15 protein-coding genes are annotated in these 19,435 nt (G+C 41.7%); 13 read left to right on the top strand and 2 right to left on the bottom strand.

Features of this window, described 5'->3' with window-relative positions:
• Positions 1–47 precede the first annotated feature (47 nt).
• A complete protein-coding gene (locus H8S90_RS01485) occupies positions 48–1,610 on the bottom strand; it encodes a recombinase family protein (protein ID WP_187340876.1) in 1,563 nt (520 codons plus the stop codon).
• A 27-nt stretch (positions 1,611–1,637) separates the two neighbouring features.
• The gene (locus tag H8S90_RS01480; protein ID WP_187343197.1) at positions 1,638–1,826 is read right to left on the bottom strand and encodes a hypothetical protein; all 189 of its coding nucleotides are present in this window, start codon (positions 1,824–1,826) and stop codon (positions 1,638–1,640) included.
• A gap of 630 nt (positions 1,827–2,456) precedes the next feature.
• Between H8S90_RS01480 and H8S90_RS01475 the strand changes: the two genes are divergently transcribed.
• From H8S90_RS01475 to H8S90_RS01415, 13 genes are all read left to right on the top strand, one after another.
• Complete coding sequence (locus H8S90_RS01475; protein ID WP_013663607.1) at positions 2,457–2,858, top strand: hypothetical protein; 402 nt, start codon at positions 2,457–2,459, stop codon at positions 2,856–2,858.
• Positions 2,859–2,959: 101 nt separating this feature from the next.
• Positions 2,960–3,349, top strand: a complete 390-nt coding sequence (locus H8S90_RS01470; RefSeq protein WP_013663606.1) for a heavy-metal-associated domain-containing protein — start codon at positions 2,960–2,962, stop codon at positions 3,347–3,349.
• Between the two features lie 18 nt (positions 3,350–3,367).
• Positions 3,368–3,994, top strand: coding sequence for a DUF3347 domain-containing protein (locus tag H8S90_RS01465; protein WP_013663605.1), 627 nt, complete (start codon positions 3,368–3,370; stop codon positions 3,992–3,994).
• A 102-nt stretch (positions 3,995–4,096) separates the two neighbouring features.
• A complete protein-coding gene (locus H8S90_RS01460) occupies positions 4,097–5,395 on the top strand; it encodes an efflux RND transporter permease subunit (RefSeq protein WP_013663604.1) in 1,299 nt (432 codons plus the stop codon).
• Between the two features lies 1 nt (position 5,396).
• A complete protein-coding gene (locus H8S90_RS01455) occupies positions 5,397–7,331 on the top strand; it encodes an efflux RND transporter permease subunit (RefSeq protein WP_187340875.1) in 1,935 nt (644 codons plus the stop codon).
• Complete coding sequence (locus tag H8S90_RS01450) at positions 7,318–8,568, top strand: TolC family protein (RefSeq protein WP_013663602.1); 1,251 nt, start codon at positions 7,318–7,320, stop codon at positions 8,566–8,568. Before H8S90_RS01455 ends, H8S90_RS01450 begins: the two co-directional genes overlap by 14 nt.
• On the top strand, positions 8,546–9,772 hold the full coding sequence (locus H8S90_RS01445; protein WP_187340874.1) for an efflux RND transporter periplasmic adaptor subunit: 1,227 nt from the start codon (positions 8,546–8,548) through the stop codon (positions 9,770–9,772). Before H8S90_RS01450 ends, H8S90_RS01445 begins: the two co-directional genes overlap by 23 nt.
• A 1-nt stretch (position 9,773) precedes the next feature.
• Positions 9,774–10,982 carry an efflux RND transporter periplasmic adaptor subunit gene (locus H8S90_RS01440; protein WP_013663600.1) on the top strand — a complete coding sequence of 403 codons (1,209 nt, stop codon included), beginning with the start codon at positions 9,774–9,776 and terminating at the stop codon, positions 10,980–10,982.
• Between the two features lie 80 nt (positions 10,983–11,062).
• Positions 11,063–11,539, top strand: coding sequence for a heme-binding domain-containing protein (locus H8S90_RS01435; protein WP_187340873.1), 477 nt, complete (start codon positions 11,063–11,065; stop codon positions 11,537–11,539).
• Positions 11,540–11,565: 26 nt separating this feature from the next.
• The gene (locus H8S90_RS01430) at positions 11,566–13,656 is read left to right on the top strand and encodes a copper-translocating P-type ATPase (RefSeq protein ID WP_013663598.1); all 2,091 of its coding nucleotides are present in this window, start codon (positions 11,566–11,568) and stop codon (positions 13,654–13,656) included.
• 35 nt (positions 13,657–13,691) lie between these two features.
• The gene (locus tag H8S90_RS01425) at positions 13,692–16,175 is read left to right on the top strand and encodes a multicopper oxidase domain-containing protein (protein WP_041387833.1); all 2,484 of its coding nucleotides are present in this window, start codon (positions 13,692–13,694) and stop codon (positions 16,173–16,175) included.
• 144 nt (positions 16,176–16,319) lie between these two features.
• Positions 16,320–18,548, top strand: coding sequence for a cation-translocating P-type ATPase (locus H8S90_RS01420; protein WP_187340872.1), 2,229 nt, complete (start codon positions 16,320–16,322; stop codon positions 18,546–18,548).
• Entirely contained in the window at positions 18,536–19,420 is an 885-nt protein-coding gene (locus tag H8S90_RS01415; RefSeq protein WP_255501761.1) for an alpha/beta fold hydrolase, read from the top strand. The genes H8S90_RS01420 and H8S90_RS01415 overlap by 13 nt, the downstream gene beginning before the upstream one ends.
• Positions 19,421–19,435 lie beyond the last annotated feature (15 nt).

Genomic DNA, 19,435 nt, shown 5'->3' with positions numbered 1-19,435 from the left:
AAAGAACCACAAAAAGAACCCCCGAAAATTAAAAATCACTGTTTTTGTCACGATAAAGCAATATTTTTAATCCCCCTACGGGCTACCTCAGGGGAAAGATTCAAATTAAACGAATCTTTCCCCTTTTTTATTGATTCTAACTCGCTGTTAATTAGCAAGATAAGCGATAATGCTTCATTAAGTCGAGCGGTTCGATGTCTTGTACCGTCAAAACACAGATTTTCCGGGTACATCGAACCAATGATTCTACGCTTCCCTTCAATATCTGCCCCCATATAGTGTTTATCGATATTTGAATACGTTTCTACTACTTTGTCCAATAAGGTTTCTATCGTTTTTATATTCTGGGACTTGATTGGGAGATCGGCCAATAGTGCTTCCTGTTTTTTCAGTTCTTCATTACACTCCATTTTAATAATCTTAAAATCATTACCATCTATTTCATCCTTCATTAATTTTTTCCTAGCATTAGACAAAATGGCCTCCTGCTCTTCAATTTTTTTAAACAACGCGGCCCGTTCATCTAGTTCCTCGCGATTAGATGAACGATATTCGTCCAAGACGACCATTTTGAAAAGCTCGCCCGTTTCAGGCATGAGTTTAAACTTTAACAGTTCCCTTTCAAAATAACCGTTCACTTCCTCTGCCTTAAATCTACAGCCACAAGCCGAGGACGAACAGTGATAATAGTAATAGTGCCGATGACGTCCTTTTGACGCACTTCCGGTTAACATTCTGCTACAATTGGGACATTGAAGAAATCCTCTTAACGGTAACATGTCTTTAGAAACCACTTTCGTTGCGATAGGTCTTTTGTTCCCATTCAATATATCCTGTACCTTGTAGAAAAGAACTTCAGAAATAATCGGCTGATGTTGGCCTTTTACAAATTCCATCTCTTCATTCTTGTGAGGAGGGACAATGATTATTCCGCAATATACAGGATTACGGATAATCTTCCAGAAGTTATTTCTTTCACATTTTAGCCCTTTTTCGTTGGCCATTTTACGTATCTGCTCAGCGGCATAAACACCTTTGGCCAACTCTTCAAAAACCCACTTCATAATTTCTGCTTCCGGTTGTTTCGGCATGATATATTTCTTCCCATCGGGGGTAACTCTGTTTATATAACCTATAGTCGCCGTTCCCATCCACCGCCCTTCCCGTCTTGCCTTTCTCATTCCGTAAAAAACATTTAGTGCCCTCCTGTCATTCTCAACTTCCGGAACTGCCAAATAAATGGCAAGCATCATTTTGTTCTCTGGAATAGACATATCCACAGGTTGTTCAATCGAGTTAACAGTGACATTTAATGATCTCAACACGCCGATCATTTCATAGGCGGCTTCTATACTACGGCTGAATCTATCCCATTTGACGCAAAGTATCTGAACGGCCATCTTACGTTTTTTCTTTAGCTTTATCATCAACTTTTTCCATTCTGGGCGGTTAAATGTCTTGGCTGAATGATCTTCACGGACAATACCTAAAACTTCTATACCGTTCAAAGTACAATATTGTAGGAGTCTGTCCTCCTGCTCTCTTAAAGAATAACCCCGTCTTGCCTGTTCATCTGTACTTACTCGGATATAAAGGTATGTTGGTATCATGGTATTTTTTTACAATAAACGAATATGCTAATCTTTCCTAAAGTATTGATTAACTGTTAATTTAGCTAAAATATACAAGAAATCCAAAATTATTTTTGCTTGCTTTTCGTTTACTTCTATGCCTCTTTTATTCAAAATTTTCGTAGCCTGTTCGGGAGTGATATGTCGTTTTTCTATAAGCCGTTTTGCCATATTCTTATTGTCTACTATAGACAATATTGTAGATTTTAATAAAAAGAATTTGCCAACTAATTGGGAAGTGGTCAAAAAATATAAAAACCAAACGACGCCTGTCGTTCAAATTATGAAGAAAAATTTTAGCTAGCTTAAAAAGCTGAAATTGTCGCGACAGTGTGAGTGTAATACTTGGCGTAAAGGTTCTCTAGAATGACTGACACAATCCTGCGGTTTTAAAACGTTTAGCCATTATATTCCCCATGCCCTGCTGCAAAACTGCGCAGAGCTATTTACCATGACGCCCCTTATGCAAACAGGTCTTAAATAGCTAATGATATCTGAAAAAACAGAAATACCTCAATGGTTCCCGTCGTGTGCACGAACACGTGTCTTGATGAAAAAGCTGACGAATGAGCGATTGAAAAGCAGAATCCTGAATTAAAGTCCTATAATCTTCGGCGATTCTAACGACGATCATTTCAGCATTAAATCGCTTGTTGCAATTATCAAGAAGGATAACTCATTTTATGGAATGGCCAATCTCTATTTTTCGGAATCAAGGAAGCAACAAATGAGATAAAGCGAGCCCTTCGACACTACAAAATTATGTAAAATAAGAACGGAATTATGTAATTTTTTATCTAAACTTTTTATTTACTTTGCAATGCAGTGAAGAAGATATTACTTATCATATTGACCTTTTTCTATCTCGGTACATCTACCGGATTTACCATGCATCTGCATTACTGCATGGAAAAACTGGTAGACACCTCCTTATGGCACGGCCAAGACGATGCCTGTGAAGTGTGCGGTATGACTAAGAAATCGAAGAAGAAAAATGACTGTTGCAAGGATGAGCATAAACAGGTAAAACTGGATAAAGTTCATAAAAGTTCGGAGAATACCTTTTTAGAATTCCAAAAAATTAGTTTCCTATTACCGAAAATTCCAAATGATATTTCGGACTATCTGATTATTCCATCGGTAACGGAAGAGAATCCGGTAAGCAATTCGCCTCCCGCGGCGATCAAAACACCATTATACCTCAAAAACCAAGTTTTCCGAATTTAATACTATTTCCACTTCTTTTTTTTTCGATCTCATCTGAGATTCGAATAGGATGGCATTTCTATATGCCTGCAATAATCTTTAAACATTTAATTCTTTTTATCATGAAATCTATCAGATTAATGCTAGTAGCTATTATGGCTATCATTGGGACCACTGTATATGGTCAGGAAAAAAACACATCTTTTAAAGTTTATGGCAATTGTGAAATGTGCAAAAAGCGCATTGAAAAGGCCGCCAATATTGAAGGTGTAAAAAGCGCAAACTGGAATGTCGAAACAAAAATGATGACGTTGGCATTCAATACGGACAAAGTATCCGAAAAAGATGTGCAGAAGCAAATCGCCAAGGCTGGGCACGATACACAAGATCTCTCTGCATCGGATGCTGCCTATGACAAGCTACCGGGGTGTTGTCAATACGATCGCAAAGGTGCATCTCAGGGTGAGCATGAAGGGCATCAACAGGAAAAATCACAACAACATAATCATTAAACAATAAAATTAATTGAAATGAAAAATCTAATTTTTGGTGTGATGGCCGTCACAGCCTTCACTTTCGCTGCGTGTAATTCAAATTCAGAAAAGAAAATCGATGATCATCAAAATATGGAGACCATGGAAAATGTAGAACATCAAACGGCCGATGGAAACACAAACATTACGGAGATCAAGGCCAGCTTTACGGATGTGGATCCAAAAGTGGCCTCATCCATAAAACAGATCGTCGATCATTATATCCATGTAAAAACTGCGTTATCCAATGATGATGATAAAGAAGCCGCAAGTGGCGGTGAAGCAATGGTCGCAGCCATGAACCAGTTAGATAAATCTGTCTTAACTGCCGAACAAGCAGCACTGTATAACCAGAATGAAGCCGATCTGAAAGAGCATGCGGAACATATTGGTGAAAATGTGGGCAATATTAAACATCAACGAGAACATTTCATCATGATGAGCGAGGACGTATATGCGCTGGTCAAAGGCTTCGGAGCCGGACGAACATTGTATAATGCACATTGCCCTATGGCAAAAGATAATGAAGGCGCTATGTGGCTCTCGGAAGCGAATGAAATAAAAAATCCATATTTCGGAAGTAAAATGCTTAAGTGCGGGTCTGTTAAGGAAGTTATTAATTAGTTTTATTTCGCCCGTGACGTAGTCACGGGCTACTTTTCAGGCTGCTCCGTTACTACAAATTAAACCATCAATCAGTTTTTACAGCAAAATTACTTTATCGATATGGTACATAAAGTTATCGAGTGGTCGTTACGTAACCGTTTTATCGTACTGATGTTAAGCCTGGGCATATTTGTCTGGGGAGTAATATCGGTAAAAAAGAATCCCATCGATGCCATTCCAGATCTGTCTGAAAACCAGGTGATCGTATTTACCGAATGGATGGGAAGGGCACCGCAATTGATCGAGGACCAGATCACTTATCCCTTGGTTACAAACCTACAGGGATTACCCCGCATAAAATACGTTCGAGGAAGCTCAATGTTCGGTATGAGCTTTATTTATGTCATTTTTGACGACGATGTCGATATCTACTGGGCACGTGAACGTGTATTGGAACGGCTAAGTACTGTTTCCAGTACCTTGCCGACAGGTGCAACCCCACAGCTCGGTCCGGATGGAACGGGTGTGGGACATATTTTATGGTATACCTTAGATGCACCCAAACTAGATCTTGGAGAACAGCGAGCTGTGCAGGACTGGTACATTAAGTTTGCTTTGCAAAATGTTCAAGGAGTAAGTGAAATAGCTTCTTTCGGTGGTTTTCAAAAGCAATACCAAGTTACCGTTGATCCAAACAGACTTCTCTATTATAAATTATCTATACCTGATGTTATCAATGCCGTGCGAACGAACAATAACGAAAGCGGAGGGCGAAAATTCGAAATGAGTGATATTGGTTATATTATTAAAACAAGCGGTTATCTACAATCTATAGAAGAAATCGAAAATATACCGGTTGCCAACCAAAACGGAAATCCTATCAAAATATCGGACATAGGCACCGTCCAGATGACAGGTGAGGCACGGTTGGGCATTTTCGATCAAGATGGGGAGGGCGAGCGTGTAGGTGGAATTGTTGTTATGCGTTACGGCGAGAATGCCGCTGAAGTGATCGATCGCATCAAGCTGAAAATGAAGGAAGTTGCAAAAGGACTCCCTGAAGGGGTCAAGTTTGACATTGTGTATGACCGTGGAGAATTGATAAAGGAGTCGGTCGAATCAATAAAACGTACCTTGATAGAGGAGATGATCGTTGTTTCCATTGTGGTTATCATCTTCCTTTTCCATTGGAGAAGTGCTCTCAGTATCATTATCCAGATACCCATCACATTGGCCGTCAGTTTTATATTACTTAACGCGTTTGGAATTTCATCGAATATCATGTCATTGACCGGTATCGCGCTCGCTATAGGTGTCATCGTAGATAATGGTATTATCATGAGCGAAAATGCGTATAAACATCTGTCAGAGCGATACGAGCAGTGGGAATCATCCAATAAAAAGTCCAGCGAAATATAATATGAAAAAATTTAAAAATATATTCAAAAGATCGCCTCAATGGATTTCTGATGAAGAAAGAATAAAGGTAATTGAAAAAAGCAGCAAACAGGTAAGCCGGGGCGTCTTTTTTGCAACCGTTATCATTATAACCTCATTTTTGCCGGTTTTTATGTTGACTGGACAGGAAGGAAAACTGTTTCATCCATTAGCTTATACCAAAACCTTCATCATGATTGTTGATGCATTTTTGGTTATTACTCTGGCCCCTGTGTTGATATCCTTTTTTATGAAAGGGAAGTTCAAGCCAGATGACGCAAACCCTGTCAACCGTTTTCTCAGCAGAATCTATGAGCCGATTATCCGGAAAGTATTAAAATGGCGGAAAACAACTATAGCCATTAATGTAATCGCTCTTTTAATAACTATTCCATTACTTAAAAACTTAGGTACCGAGTTTATGCCTCCTTTGGATGAACAAAGCATCCTCTTCATGCCGGTTACGCTTCCAGATATAAGCAACAGTGAAGCGAAACGCATTTTACAGGTCCAGGACAAAATCATTAAAAGTGTTCCGGAAGTAGAAAAGGTGCTGGGAAAGGCGGGGAGGGCAAGTACCTCAACGGATAACTCGCCTATCAGTATGATCGAGACGATTATTATGCTCAAACCTAAAGGTCAATGGAGAGAAGGCATAACGAAGCAGGATATCATCGACGAATTGGATAAGAAGCTTCAGATTCCGGGGGTGGTGAATGGCTGGACACAACCCATTATCAATCGGATTAATATGTTGGCAACGGGGATCCGCACCGATGTGGGGATTAAAGTTTATGGACAGCAATTGGACAGCATAGCATCGGTATCTGAACGTGTCAAAAACGCTCTGGAAGGGATTCCGGGTGTACAGGATCTATACGTGGAGCCTATTACAGGTGGAAAATACTTAAATATAGATATTGACCGATCAGCACTATCCCGTTATGGTTTAACCGTCGATGATGTGAATCAAACCGTTGAATCGGCCTTAGGAGGTGCACCCATAGGACAGACCATCGAAGGCCGTCGGAGATTTAGCATAAACGTGAGGCTAAGTCAGGATTATAGAAACAGCATCACAAAAATCGAAAGAATTCCTCTTAAGAGCCAGTCATTCGGTGAAGTTCCGTTGAGCTCTGTTGCCAACGTCAAGTTTGAAGCAGGTCCTCCTATGATCACGTCCGATAATGCGCTACTGCGAGGTGCTGTCATGTTCAATGTTCGTGACAGGGATTTGGGAAGTACGGTTAAAGAAGCTATTGACAGGATCAACGGCAGCAAGGGGTTAATGCCGGACGGTTATTTCCTGGAATGGAGCGGACAGTACGAAAATTTGATCAGAGGGCAGCAAACATTGTTATGGATTGCACCCATCGTGTTCGTGATTATATTTTTCGCCTTATATTTTGCCTTTCATTCTCTGCGGGAAGCGTTTTTAAGCCTTGTGACGATACCGTTCGCGCTGATAGGTGGCGCTTATATGATTTACTTCTGGGGAGTCAATCTGTCCGTAGCCGTGGCAGTAGGATTTATAGCACTGTTCGGAATTGCAGTAGAAACAGGTATTGTCATGGTCATTTATCTTAACGATGCCATGCAACAATTGGTCAAACTGAAAGGAAACAGTAGCGATACCATAACCAAAGAAGATTTAAGGGAATATGTAATACATGGTGCCGCAAAACGCCTCAGACCAAAATTGATGACGGTAAGTGTCGCTTTGTTCGGTTTAGTGCCGGTACTATGGGCAAATGGTGTAGGGATCGATGTCATGCAACCTATTGTACTTCCTATGATTGGAGGTGTTCTAACATCTTCTACGCACATCCTATTAGTCACTCCGTTGATATTTCTGATGACAAAAGAATATGAATTACGTAAATACGGAAAATTAGAAATATACGATGCAAACCATTAAGAAATTACTATTTATCCTCGTTTTATATCCTGTTTTCACTTACGGGCAAGACACATCTGTGTTACGGTTAGATACTATACTAAAACGCATTGATGAGCAAAATGAGCAACTGAAATCTTATTCGTTGAAAGCGGAAGGATTTCAGTATAGCGCAAAAGCGGCCACTTCATGGATGGCTCCAATGGTTGGTGTAGGAACGTTTATGACACCATATCCGGGACAAGAAATTATGTCGGATAGCGATAAAGGATCGCTTATGCTTCAATTTGAACAGGATATTCCAAATCCATCAAAACTAAGGGGAAAACGGGATTTTATTGCCTCACAGGGGAAGTCGGAACTTGAATCAAGAAAGGTCAAGCTCAATGAACTGAAAGCACAAGCCAAAATGCTTTACTATAGCTGGTTAGTTGCCGAAAAGCGCATCCATATACTCCGAGAAAATGTGGTTCTGATGAAAACCATGAAGGAAATAGAAGGGATTCGCTATGAATATAACAGATCTTCCCTAGGTAGCGTATTTAAAGCAGATGCGCGCATAGAGGACACTGAGAACATGATCCGCATGCAAGAAGGGGAAATTGCCAAAGCACGTGCATGGCTCAATAGCTTAATGAACCAGCCGGGAAATACCTTGTTCGCAGTTGACACAACTTTTTCTCCGGAATTTACACCTCAAGCAAGTTTGGACACTTCAATTCTGGCTACAAGAAGAAAAGATATTACAAAGATGGATGCGGATATAGGGAGTATGCAACTTAACATACAATCCATGAAAAAGGAGTCAAAACCGGATTTTAAAATCCGCTTTGACCATATGTCCCCGTTGGGAAAAATGATGCCGAACGCTTATAGTATAATGGGAATGGTAAGTATACCAATAGCTCCCTGGAGCAGTAAAATGTACAAGAACGAAGTAAAAGCGATGGAACTGAACGTACAGGCAATGCAAAAAGAAAGAACCGGCATGTTGGTGGAGAGTCAAGGTATGCTATATGGAATGCAGTACGAAATACTAAATATGCAGAAACAGATCAGCGCTATTGAGGAAAAAGTAATTCCGTCGCTGAACCGCGCACTTGACGCAAATTTTCAAGCCTACCAAGAAAATAAACAGGAGCTCACCGTGGTAATCAATGACTGGGAAGCGGTAACCATGATGAGAAATTCGTTATTGGATGAAAAGCTTAAACTATACAAAATGATTGTAGATTATGAGAAAGAACTTTATAAATAAGCGTATAGTGCTTTTTTGCTTGACGGCTCTGATCATTGGTTGTCGGCAGGGAAAACCCGATCAGGTTCCGAGTAAGGGACACGAACAGCACGGAGAGTCTCCAGTAGATACTAGTCTTCAATCGTTATTGAAACCGGTAAATGAACAGATTAAAGCCAGTATATCGACTACTAAGGCCGATAGCGGTATACAGGTTTTGATGGTTGAAGTTCCCGGCAAAGTGACGCTTGATACCAGAAATAATACATCGATCAGCGCCCGTGTTGGAGGAAGAATTGAAAAACTGTATATAAAATATAACTATCAGCCTGTCAGGCGTGGCCAACTGATCATGCAAATATACTCCCCTGAACTGGTTTCAGCACAGCGGGAATTATTACTGCTGAAGGGAAATAAAGTGACCAACGAGCAGTTATACAACAAGGCAACCAACAAGCTTCGTTTTCTCGGTTTAACGCAGCAGCAGATTAATAGCATATTACAGAAAGGTCAACCGGACTATCGGGTATCCATCTATAGTCCAGCGGATGGCTACATCTTGGAAAAAGGCACATCCCCAGCTCCGGTTACAGCGGTAGCTCCGGCTCCTAGCACAGATGGCGGTATGGGGGGGATGTCGGGAGGGAATTCCATGTCTCCAGGCAGCGCAACGAGCACTCCAACCACTGTAACTACTACCCCACTGATACTACGGGAAGGGCAGTATGTCAGCGTGGGCCAGGGATTGTTCAATATTTATACCAACAGGGATCTGATTGCAGAGTTTTCCATCGCTCCTCAACTGGCTTCCATGGTCAAATTAAATGCAAGAATACTCTACAATAGCACAGCAAACCCGGACAAAAGTTATTTGGATAAGATTGAGCTGCTCGAACCGACCTACAGGGCAGGGGAAAATTTCACGCTGGCGAGGGTTTATGGGGCAACCACGAATCTCCGGGTTGGTGAGTTACTACGTGGAAAAATCCCAACAACGATCGCTAGCGGTTGGTGGCTTCCGAAGCAGGCTGTATTAAAACTGGGCGGTCGGTCCATTGTGTTTAAAAAGCAGGGGAGCGTTTTTGTGCCTACGGAAGTTAAAAGCGGTGTTACTGTAGATGGACAAGTTCAAGTATTGGATAACATCAGTCACTGGTCCGTCGCGGAAAACGCTTATTATCTCGTAGATAGTGAAAGTTTCATCATCACCCAAAAAGATAGTTAATATGAAAAGAGAAACTTTTTTGAAGTCAGTACTATTCACGGTTGTCTCGCCGTCCATTATAATTGCTGCATGCACGAAAAAAAAGAAAGATCTGGAAGGGAACGTTTCAGTTAAAACTTATACCTGCCCAATGCATCCGCAGATCGTTCAGAATAAACCGGGGACCTGTCCCATCTGTGGTATGGATCTTGTCCCCTTCGATAAAAACAATAAAGACAAAGGTCTGACTCTCAGTAAGGATCAGCAGGCATTGGCTAACATCACAACAGTTATAATCGGAACCGAAGGATTTGAAGACAATAGTTATTTAAATGGAAAACTTGTTGTCAATCCGGAACAGACGACGTTTATTAGCAGCAGGGTTGCGGGGAGGATCGAAGAACTATATGTAAAAGAGACAGGCGTATCAGTCGGAAAAGGGCAGGCAATTTATAAAATTTACTCAGAAGAATTGTTGACCTTGCAAGAAGAATACCTGATGGCGCTTGCACAATCCGCGCAGTTCAATAACGACAGGAGATTTCAGGATATTCATAAAGCTTCCAAACAGAAACTGATTCTATATGGCCAATCCGATACGCAAATCAAACACCTGGCAGATACAAAAAGAACAAATCCTTACATTACGTATTATGCGCCGCAAAGCGGCAAAGTTTCGGAGATTTCTGTTACCGAAGGCCAGTATGTATCGGAAGGTTCTACTTTGCTACAATTAGAAAACTATAATAATCTGTGGGTCGAGGCAGATGTGTATCCTTCTGAAATTGGTGAAATAAAGGAAGGGCAAAAACTAAAGGTAATTGTTGCCGGCTGGGAGAATGACCCGCAGGATATGACCCTTCAATTTATAACACCGAACCTCGCAAGCAGCGAGCAAATTTTGCAGATTCGCGGAAGCATCACCAATCCTGATAATCGTTGGCAACCCGGGATGCAAGCTAATATCATTCTCTCCAAAAAATCGTCGTCAGAATATTTGTCAATTCCTATAAATGCCGTTATTAATGATGGCAATACCCGACATGTATGGGTTGCCATAGATGAAGAACGCTTTGAACCAAGAAAAGTAACCACTGGATTGGAATCCTTCGATAAAGTTGAAATTAGATCGGGTTTAAAAGCAGGCAATAAATTGGTGGTTACCGGTGCTTATTTACTTTATAGCGAGTATATACTGAAAAAGGGAAAACATCCTTTACAGGAAGCTTAGCCTCTTTATTATGTTATTATAATAAATGAGAAAAAAATGGCTAAAACAGCGAAATTATTTAACTTTAAGTAAATATTCTTATGAACAAATTAAGCAAATCGGTAGTTGTCATTGGAATTTTTGTATTGTTAGCTGTAGTGATTATACAATTTATTCCGAAACAGGAAAAGAACAATGGAGCGGCAGGAGTAAATGCCATTAATCATATATACAACGTTCCGCAAAGGGTAAATGCCGTGTTAAAAAAGGCATGCCTTGACTGTCATAGTAATCGTACAGCATATCCTTGGTACAGTAGTGTACAGCCTTTTGCGAAGTTGATGGAAAACCATATTATCCATGGAAAAAAGGAACTTAATTTGGATGAATTCGGATCATATCCAATAAAGAAGCAATACAATAAGCTTCGATCTATCGAAAGTCAATTGAAGGATGGAGCTATGCCGCTAAAGTCATATACACTGATTCATAGGGATGCAAGATTAACGAAGGAGGAAGTTGATCTTCTGATCAATTGGTCTAAGGGACTACGAAACAAGATCGATGCTAAATTGTAAAGTATAAACCGAATAAACTAACAATTATGGAACATTCTCATTCTCAAGGAAACGATGCCGCTCATCACGGCCACCATGGCCATGGTCATAATGCTCATGAACAGATTAAGAATTCAAAACCAGAACACGAGGCAAACCATGAACACAATCGACCCATGGGGCATGCGGGACACGACCATCATGCGATGATGATTGCTGATTTCCGTAAGCGCTTTTATGTAGTGCTAATACTTACCGTTCCAATACTTCTCCTGTCTCACATGATTCAGCAATGGCTTAATATTTATATCGAATTTCCGGGAGATCAATATGTTCTGGCCGCACTTTCATCATTCGTATTCTTTTACGGCGGATGGCCTTTCCTTAAAGGGTGGGCGGATGAAATGCGTAGTAAAGATCCAGGCATGATGACGCTGATTGGTTTTGCCATCACAGTTGCCTATGGATATAGTGTTGCAACGGTATTTGGACTAGCGGGGATGGATTTTTTCTGGGAACTGGCAACCTTGATCCTGATTATGCTGTTGGGGCATTGGATCGAAATGAAATCCATTGCCGGTGCCTCCAGAGAGCTTGAATTGCTCGTACAACTGATGCCGGACGAAGCGCATCTGATAACGGGTGACCATGTCAATGACATCAAAACTGCTGATCTGAAAAAAGACGATGTCATACTGATCAAACCTGGGGAGAAAGTTGCAGCCGATGGCACCATCATAGACGGTGAAAGTTTTTTAAATGAAAGCATGCTTACAGGTGAGTCGAAACCAGTGCTGAAGCGGAAAGGAAATGAAGTAATTGCCGGATCTATTAACGGAAACGGAGCCATCCGGATTTCAGTCGCACATGGGGCAGAACAATCCTATTTATCTCAAGTGATTCAACTTGTTCAGGACGCACAGCATTCGAAATCCAAAACGCAGCTCCTGGCCAATACTGCTGCCAGATGGCTTACCTTGATCGCTATCTTGGCAGGTATCATAACTTTCTCTTACTGGTATTTTGCAGGAGGGAAAGATTTGGCCTTTTCCATCGAGCGTATGGTCACCGTAATTGTTATCTGCTGTCCTCATGCACTTGGTTTAGCCGTTCCTTTGGTAGTTGCCAAATCGACTGCTCAATCCGCTAAAAATGGTTTGTTAATTAAAAATCGGACTGCCTTTGAAAATGCTCGTAAAATCACCACCCTGGTTTTCGACAAGACAGGAACACTCACTGTTGGTAAATTTGAGGTATCAAAGGTCGTTAGTTATCAAAGCGGCCTGAATGAGCATGCAATACTACGATTTGCTTCGGCTTTAGAACAAAATTCAGAACATCCCATCGCTACGGGTATTATCCAAAAGGTAAAAGAGCTTCAAATCGATATCCCAAAAACACAGAATTTCAACGCTATCACCGGTAAAGGAGTGGAAGCTGATGTGGAGGGAAAGCAAATAAAGGTCGTTAGTCCGGGTTACCTTAAAGAAAATAAACTGGATTTACCAGGCGAACAGGAGTCGGATGAAGCATCCACCATCGTATTTGTACTAATTGATGAAGTCCCAATCGGCTATATTGCATTGGCCGACACGATACGTCCGGAATCTGCGGATGCTATCCGTACATTACACGACCACCATATTAAATCCATCCTGTTAACAGGAGACAATAAAAAAGTAGCCGCATCTGTCGCTGAAAAGCTCGGTATGAATAGTTTTTTTGCAGAGGTTTTACCTCATCAGAAACTGGAAAAAATCAAGGAACTGCAAACAAGAGGTGAATATGTGGCCATGACCGGTGACGGTGTCAACGATGCGCCCGCACTGGCCCAGGCCGATGTGGGTATTGCCGTTGGCTCAGGATCCGATATAGCGGCAGAAACAGCAGGTATCGTTTTGGTGAACAGTAACCCAAAAGATGTCGTTAACCTGATACTTTTTGGAAAGGCTACCTATCGCAAAATGATCCAAAACCTGGTATGGGCCACCGGTTACAATATTATCGCCTTACCGTTGGCTGCGGGCATCCTTTACGGTCAAGGAATTCTTTTGAGTCCCGCTGCGGGCGCCATTTTAATGACGGTGAGTACCGTCGTCGTTGCCATCAATGCCAGTCTATTAAAAGTTGGAAACTGAAATAAAGGATGAAGATGATGAAAAGTAAAAATATAATGAAAATAATATTGGTAGCCTTTCCGTTAGCATTTGCTACTATGGTCTCGGCGCAGCATACGCATCCTAATAAAAACGCGGTTGACAATCTGCCCCCCCATAAAATGGAAATGGCGGAAGGTCCGGGAAAAACGGTTACCTATCATCTTTATGTGAGCGATACAACGGTCAATTACGCAAACAACAAAGAAGTAAAGGGAATTGCCGTAAACGGGCAGATTCCGGCACCGACACTTGAGTTCACCGAGGGCGATACAGCTGTTATTTATGTTCATAATAGGCTGCATCATCACGAGACCTCCACGCACTGGCACGGGCTATTATTACCCAATATTGAAGACGGTGTTCCTTATCTTACCACTCCACCCATAAAACCGGGAGGTGTCCGGAAGTTTGTCTTCCCTTTAAAACAGAGCGGTACCTATTGGTACCACTCCCACACGATGCTACAGGAACAGAGTGGGCTATACGGGCCTATCCTAATACATCCCAGAAAGAAAACACATCCCGTTGACCATGAGGTTGTTTTATTGCTCTCAGACTGGACCAATGAAAATCCGTCGGAAGTTCACCGCACACTCCGGCGTAACGATCCCGCAAGTGAGTGGTATACCATCAAAAAGGGGTATGCGCAAAGCCTTGATAAACTGATTTCACACGGGTCTTATTTTCAGAGGGTAAAAAGTGCATGGACAAGGATGCCTGCAATGGATCTTTCTGATGTCTATTACGATGCCTTTCTGGTAAACGGAAAACGTTCCATTGATCTGTCGCAATATAAGCCGGGTGATCGTCTTCGGGTAAGAGTGATCAACGGCTCCTCTTCCACTTATTTTTACCTGAATTATGGAGGTGGAAAAATACGCCTTATATCCGCAGATGGCTTGGACGTTACTCCCATATCCATTGATAAGATATTGATCGGAACGGCAGAAACGTACGATTTCCTTATTACCGTGCCATCTGATGGTGCTTATGAATTGCGGGCAACTCCCCAGGATGTTTCCGGCTCCACTTCCGTTTTTATCGGTTCCGGTGAGAAGGTAATGGCAAGAAACATTTCCAGACCCGATGTATGGAATATGGATAAAATGATGATGGATATGACGGTGAATTTTCCGGGACGAATGAAAATGAGCGGTATGGACCACGGAACGATGGAAAACATGGATATGGAAGGGATGGACATGGGCGGTATGGAAGAAAAGAACAAGGCTCCAAAAAAAGTTTCCCGGAAAAAACAGCCCCCCACCGATAATCAGCATTCCGGTCATGACATGAAGATGGATGATGGGATAAAGATGAAGGATTCCCTACAAAAACAGGATCATCGCGGACACAAGAAGGAGAGTAACGACGTGGGAAAAATGAAGATGGAACCGGACAGCGCCGATCATATGGCACATAGGCGGCATATGGAAGAAAGTAAGCCAAGTGAAAAAGCAATAGATCATTCTATGCACGGCGAAATGACCGGTCGCCAGATGGGGCCGGATTCAACGGAAGAGGTGGTGTTTAATTATGACATGTTGAAAGCTTTGGAAAAGACCACTTTTGATCCCGCACGTCCAAAAAAGAATTATCATCTTACACTGACGGGCAATATGTACCGTTACGTGTGGTCGATCAATAAAAAAGTGCTTTCCGAAGCTGATATGATCAACATAAAAAAAGGAGAAGTTGTACAGTTCACTTTGGAGAACACCACGATGATGAATCATCCTATGCATTTGCATGGGCACTTCTTCAGGGTGCTGAACAAAAATGGAGAGTATTCCCCTCTTAAACATACCGTAGACGTTCCGCCAATGACCAGCGTAACCATTGAGTTTTCCGCGGACGAGGAGAAGGACTGGTTCTTTCATTGTCATATCCTGTACCACATGATGAGCGGTATGGCACGCATTGTCCATTATGAAGGAAGCGAACGTGATACCGCACTAGCCGATGCGCCTCTGAAGAACTTATTCAAGGAAGATCGGCAATGGTTCTTTTATGGAAGCCTTGCAGCCAAAAGCCATATGAGTGAATTACAGGCCAACTACTTTAACTCCCGAAATGCTTTTCGTGTGGAAGCAAATGCAAACTACGACGGTCAGTACGAGGCAGAGGTGTCATATGAACGGTACCTGAACGATTGGTTAAGACCTTATGTCGGTTTTCGCGGGTTACAGCAAAAGTACTACAACGTATTTAACGGAAGGCAAACTTTTGAACAGGATTATGAGTTGCCTGTACTGGGTTTCAGGTATACGTTACCATTTTTTATTGAAGCGGATGTAAGTGTAAACATGAAGGGACGTGTGCGGGGCGAGCTTGAAGGTGAACAATGGCTTCTTCCCAGGATGTTCTTTAACTGGCGTGCAAATACAGATAAAGAATACCATTTGGACCTTGAATATATGCTAGCGAAAAAGATATCTCTTTCAGCAGGATATGACTCACGGTACCGTTGGGGAGGAGGCTTATTGGTAAGATTTTAGTTTTTAGTACAGTAATTACCTCAAGTGGTGCCTTTTTTAAAGGGCATCACTTCTTTTAGTTAAAATTATGTAAGCTTTTCTCGGAATCATGTAAAGAGTCGGGTAGTGACCTTGTTTACCTTTGTACTATCAAAATCAAAGGAAATGTTAAGTAAAGAAAATATAGAAACCATTTCACTTCCCGTGTTGGGAATGACCTGTGCAGCCTGCGCTGTAAGCGTAGAATCAATGGTCAAATCACTCTTCGGAGTGAACAATGCTGAGGTGAACTATGCTACCCAAACCGTAAAGGTCGCATATGATCCGACTACAGTTCAGCCAAATAAATTCAGGGAAGCAGTCCAATCTATCGGATATGACCTGGTTTTGGATATGGAAAGAGGCAAAGAAGTGCAAGAGGAAGCACAGAAAAATCAATACAAAACGTTAAAAACCAGAATTGTTGCTACTTCTATTCTAACTATACCCATTGTTATTCTCGGGATGTTCCTAATGGATATGCCCTACGCCAATTATATCATGTTGGCGTTGTCAACTCCTGTACTTTTTATCTTCGGAAAAAGCTTTTTTATCAATGCATACAGACAAGCTAAACACGGAAGGTCCAATATGGACACACTGGTGGCTTTAAGTACCGGTATCGCTTACCTTTTTAGTGTTTTCAATACCTTTTATCCCGAATTCTGGCATCAGAGAGGCCTTCACCCCCATGTATATTACGAAGCAGCTGCTGTAGTGATCCTGTTCATTATGCTAGGCAAATTGCTAGAAGAACGGGCTAAGTCCAATACCTCTTCCGCCATCAAAAAATTAATCGGATTGCAACCGAAAAATGTCTTTGTCATTACAGAAGAAGGCGAAAAAGAAATACCCATTGCGGAGGTACAAGTCGGAGACCAATTATTAGTAAGATCAGGAGAAAAAATTCCGGTAGATGGGGCAGTATACGAAGGTACATCCTATGTTGATGAGAGTATGGTTACGGGCGAGCCTGTTGCCGTTATCAAGGTCACTGGAGACAAAGTTTATGCCGGTACAATCAATCAAAAAGGAAGTTTCCGTTTTGTTGCAGAGAAGGTCGGTTCCGATACGATGTTGTCACAGATCATCCAGTTGGTACAGGATGCCCAGGGATCAAAAGCCCCTGTTCAAAAGCTTGTCGATAAAATTGCCGGTATTTTTGTGCCGATTGTTATACTGATTTCACTAATTACCTTAGGTACGTGGGTGTTACTCGGAGGTGAACATGCCTTTACGCAGGGTATGTTGGCGATGGTTACGGTCTTGGTAATTGCGTGCCCCTGTGCACTTGGCCTTGCTACTCCCACAGCAATCATGGTTGGTATTGGTAAAGGTGCTGAACATGGTATCCTTATAAAAGACGCAGAGGCATTGGAACTAGGTTATAAAGTAAATGCCATTATATTAGATAAAACCGGAACCATAACAGAAGGTAAACCTACTGTCACTGATATTCTCTGGAACGCTGCATTATCGATCGAACAATCGAAATTGGAAAGCATTTTTCTTGCGCTCGAACAACAGTCGGAGCACCCTTTAGCAGAGGCCATTGTAAAGTATTTAAAGTCAGGGGAAATTGTTGCTGTAAATGTTCAACATTTTGAAAGCCTTACGGGTAAAGGTGTGGAGGCCAAATTTGAAGGCGATAAATACTTGGCAGGAAGCCGTAAACTTTTAGATGAGCTTCATGTTGAAATTCCCACAGTTCTGAAAAGGCAAGTTTCCGAATTGCAAGAACAGGCAAAAACTGTTATCTATTTTTTTAATGATAAACAAGTTCTTGCCATAGTAGCTATAACCGATAGGATTAAGGAAGGATCCAAAAAAGCTATTGAAACGCTGACTAAAAAAGGGATAGAAGTCTATATGCTTACCGGAGATAACCAGCAAACAGCGGCGGCCGTTGCTTCTCAAGTCGGAATCACAAATTATAGGGCTGAAGTTTACCCTTCTGACAAAGCTGATTTCGTTAAGAAATTGCAAGCAGAAGGAAAAGTTGTTGGCATGATTGGCGATGGTATTAACGATAGCCAGGCATTGGCACAGGCAGATCTTTCCATTGCAATGGGAAAAGGATCGGATATAGCGATTGATGTAGCAAAAATGACTTTGGTATCCTCCGATTTACAGCAGGTTCCTAAGGCGCTCCGTCTTTCTCGGCAAACGGTTAAAACGATCAGGCAGAATCTTTTCTGGGCATTTATATATAACCTGATTGGTATTCCTATTGCGGCAGGGATTCTCTATCCGATCAACGGATTCTTATTGAATCCAATGATTGCGGGTGCCGCAATGGCCTTAAGTTCTGTCTCCGTTGTTAGTAACAGCCTTCGTTTAAAATGGCAAAAATAACCAACATGGAAAAGCGGTTGATGCGATCAACTAATGAAATACGGAAATTTTGCTTTCAAAGCAGTGATGGCCACATTCTTTATGCGACTTCTGTTGGCGCAATCGAAAAAGATACAGACTCAATTGTCGTGTTAATGCACGGGGGTGGCCCGGACCATCAAAGTCTCATTCCTTTAGCAAAAGCTCTGTCGAGCAAACATTCAGTTGTTCTGCCAGACTTACGGGGATACGGAAAAACGGTTTGTTATGATAGAAACTCATATACATGGAATAGGTATGCGGAAGATGTGAGGGATCTCATCGACTATTTACAAGTACCTTCAATAATATTGGGAGGCGCTGGAATAGGTGCGACGATTGCGCTTAAATCGGCAATAACTTTTCCAGAAAGGTTACGGGCACTGATTCTCATCAGTATTGAAGAAATTGAAGACGATAAGGCGAAAGCAAAAGAAATTGAGCTGTTGGAAGCGTTTGCTGCACGAGTCTTAAGTTATGGCATAGGGGCAGCTTGGGAGCCTATCCTTAAGAATTTATCGCCAGTAATTGGAGATATGGTGAAAGATGCCATTCCCCGCTCTGAGCCGGCAAGTATCTCGGCAGCGGCAGCGATAGTATACGACCGCGCTTTTTACGATTATAAGGAATTAAAAGATATTGCCATTCCAACGTTCATAATACCTGGAAATGATAATCGCCATCCTGCGGTGTTAGCCAAAAATTTAGTAAAACTTTTGGTTAATGCACAGCTTTCGACCACATCACTCTCAAATGATATTCGAACAATCGATGATTTCTCAAAGTCCTTGGCGCCGTGTATAAAACAATTTATAAATGATCTACCGTCTGAGAAAATTCTACATAAAGATTAATACAGGTTAAACTCA

Source organism: Olivibacter sp. SDN3 (assembly GCF_014334135.1).
Classification (GTDB): Bacteria; Bacteroidota; Bacteroidia; order Sphingobacteriales; family Sphingobacteriaceae; genus Olivibacter.
Note: the sequence above shows the minus strand (reverse complement) of the source record. Positions and strands in the feature narration are given on the sequence as shown.

Excerpts from the sequence above, each read along its gene's own strand:
- H8S90_RS01485 (WP_187340876.1), bottom strand. The coding sequence starts at position 1,610 with ATGATACCAACATACCTTTATATCCGAGTAAGTACAGATGAACAGGCA.
- H8S90_RS01470 (WP_013663606.1), top strand. The coding sequence starts at position 2,960 with ATGAAATCTATCAGATTAATGCTAGTAGCTATTATGGCTATCATTGGG.
- H8S90_RS01465 (WP_013663605.1), top strand. The coding sequence starts at position 3,368 with ATGAAAAATCTAATTTTTGGTGTGATGGCCGTCACAGCCTTCACTTTC.
- H8S90_RS01460 (WP_013663604.1), top strand. The coding sequence starts at position 4,097 with ATGGTACATAAAGTTATCGAGTGGTCGTTACGTAACCGTTTTATCGTA.
- H8S90_RS01455 (WP_187340875.1), top strand. The coding sequence starts at position 5,397 with ATGAAAAAATTTAAAAATATATTCAAAAGATCGCCTCAATGGATTTCT.
- H8S90_RS01450 (WP_013663602.1), top strand. The coding sequence starts at position 7,318 with ATGCAAACCATTAAGAAATTACTATTTATCCTCGTTTTATATCCTGTT.
- H8S90_RS01445 (WP_187340874.1), top strand. The coding sequence starts at position 8,546 with ATGAGAAAGAACTTTATAAATAAGCGTATAGTGCTTTTTTGCTTGACG.
- H8S90_RS01440 (WP_013663600.1), top strand. The coding sequence starts at position 9,774 with ATGAAAAGAGAAACTTTTTTGAAGTCAGTACTATTCACGGTTGTCTCG.
- H8S90_RS01435 (WP_187340873.1), top strand. The coding sequence starts at position 11,063 with ATGAACAAATTAAGCAAATCGGTAGTTGTCATTGGAATTTTTGTATTG.
- H8S90_RS01430 (WP_013663598.1), top strand. The coding sequence starts at position 11,566 with ATGGAACATTCTCATTCTCAAGGAAACGATGCCGCTCATCACGGCCAC.
- H8S90_RS01425 (WP_041387833.1), top strand. The coding sequence starts at position 13,692 with ATGAAAATAATATTGGTAGCCTTTCCGTTAGCATTTGCTACTATGGTC.
- H8S90_RS01420 (WP_187340872.1), top strand. The coding sequence starts at position 16,320 with ATGTTAAGTAAAGAAAATATAGAAACCATTTCACTTCCCGTGTTGGGA.
- H8S90_RS01415 (WP_255501761.1), top strand. The coding sequence starts at position 18,536 with ATGGCAAAAATAACCAACATGGAAAAGCGGTTGATGCGATCAACTAAT.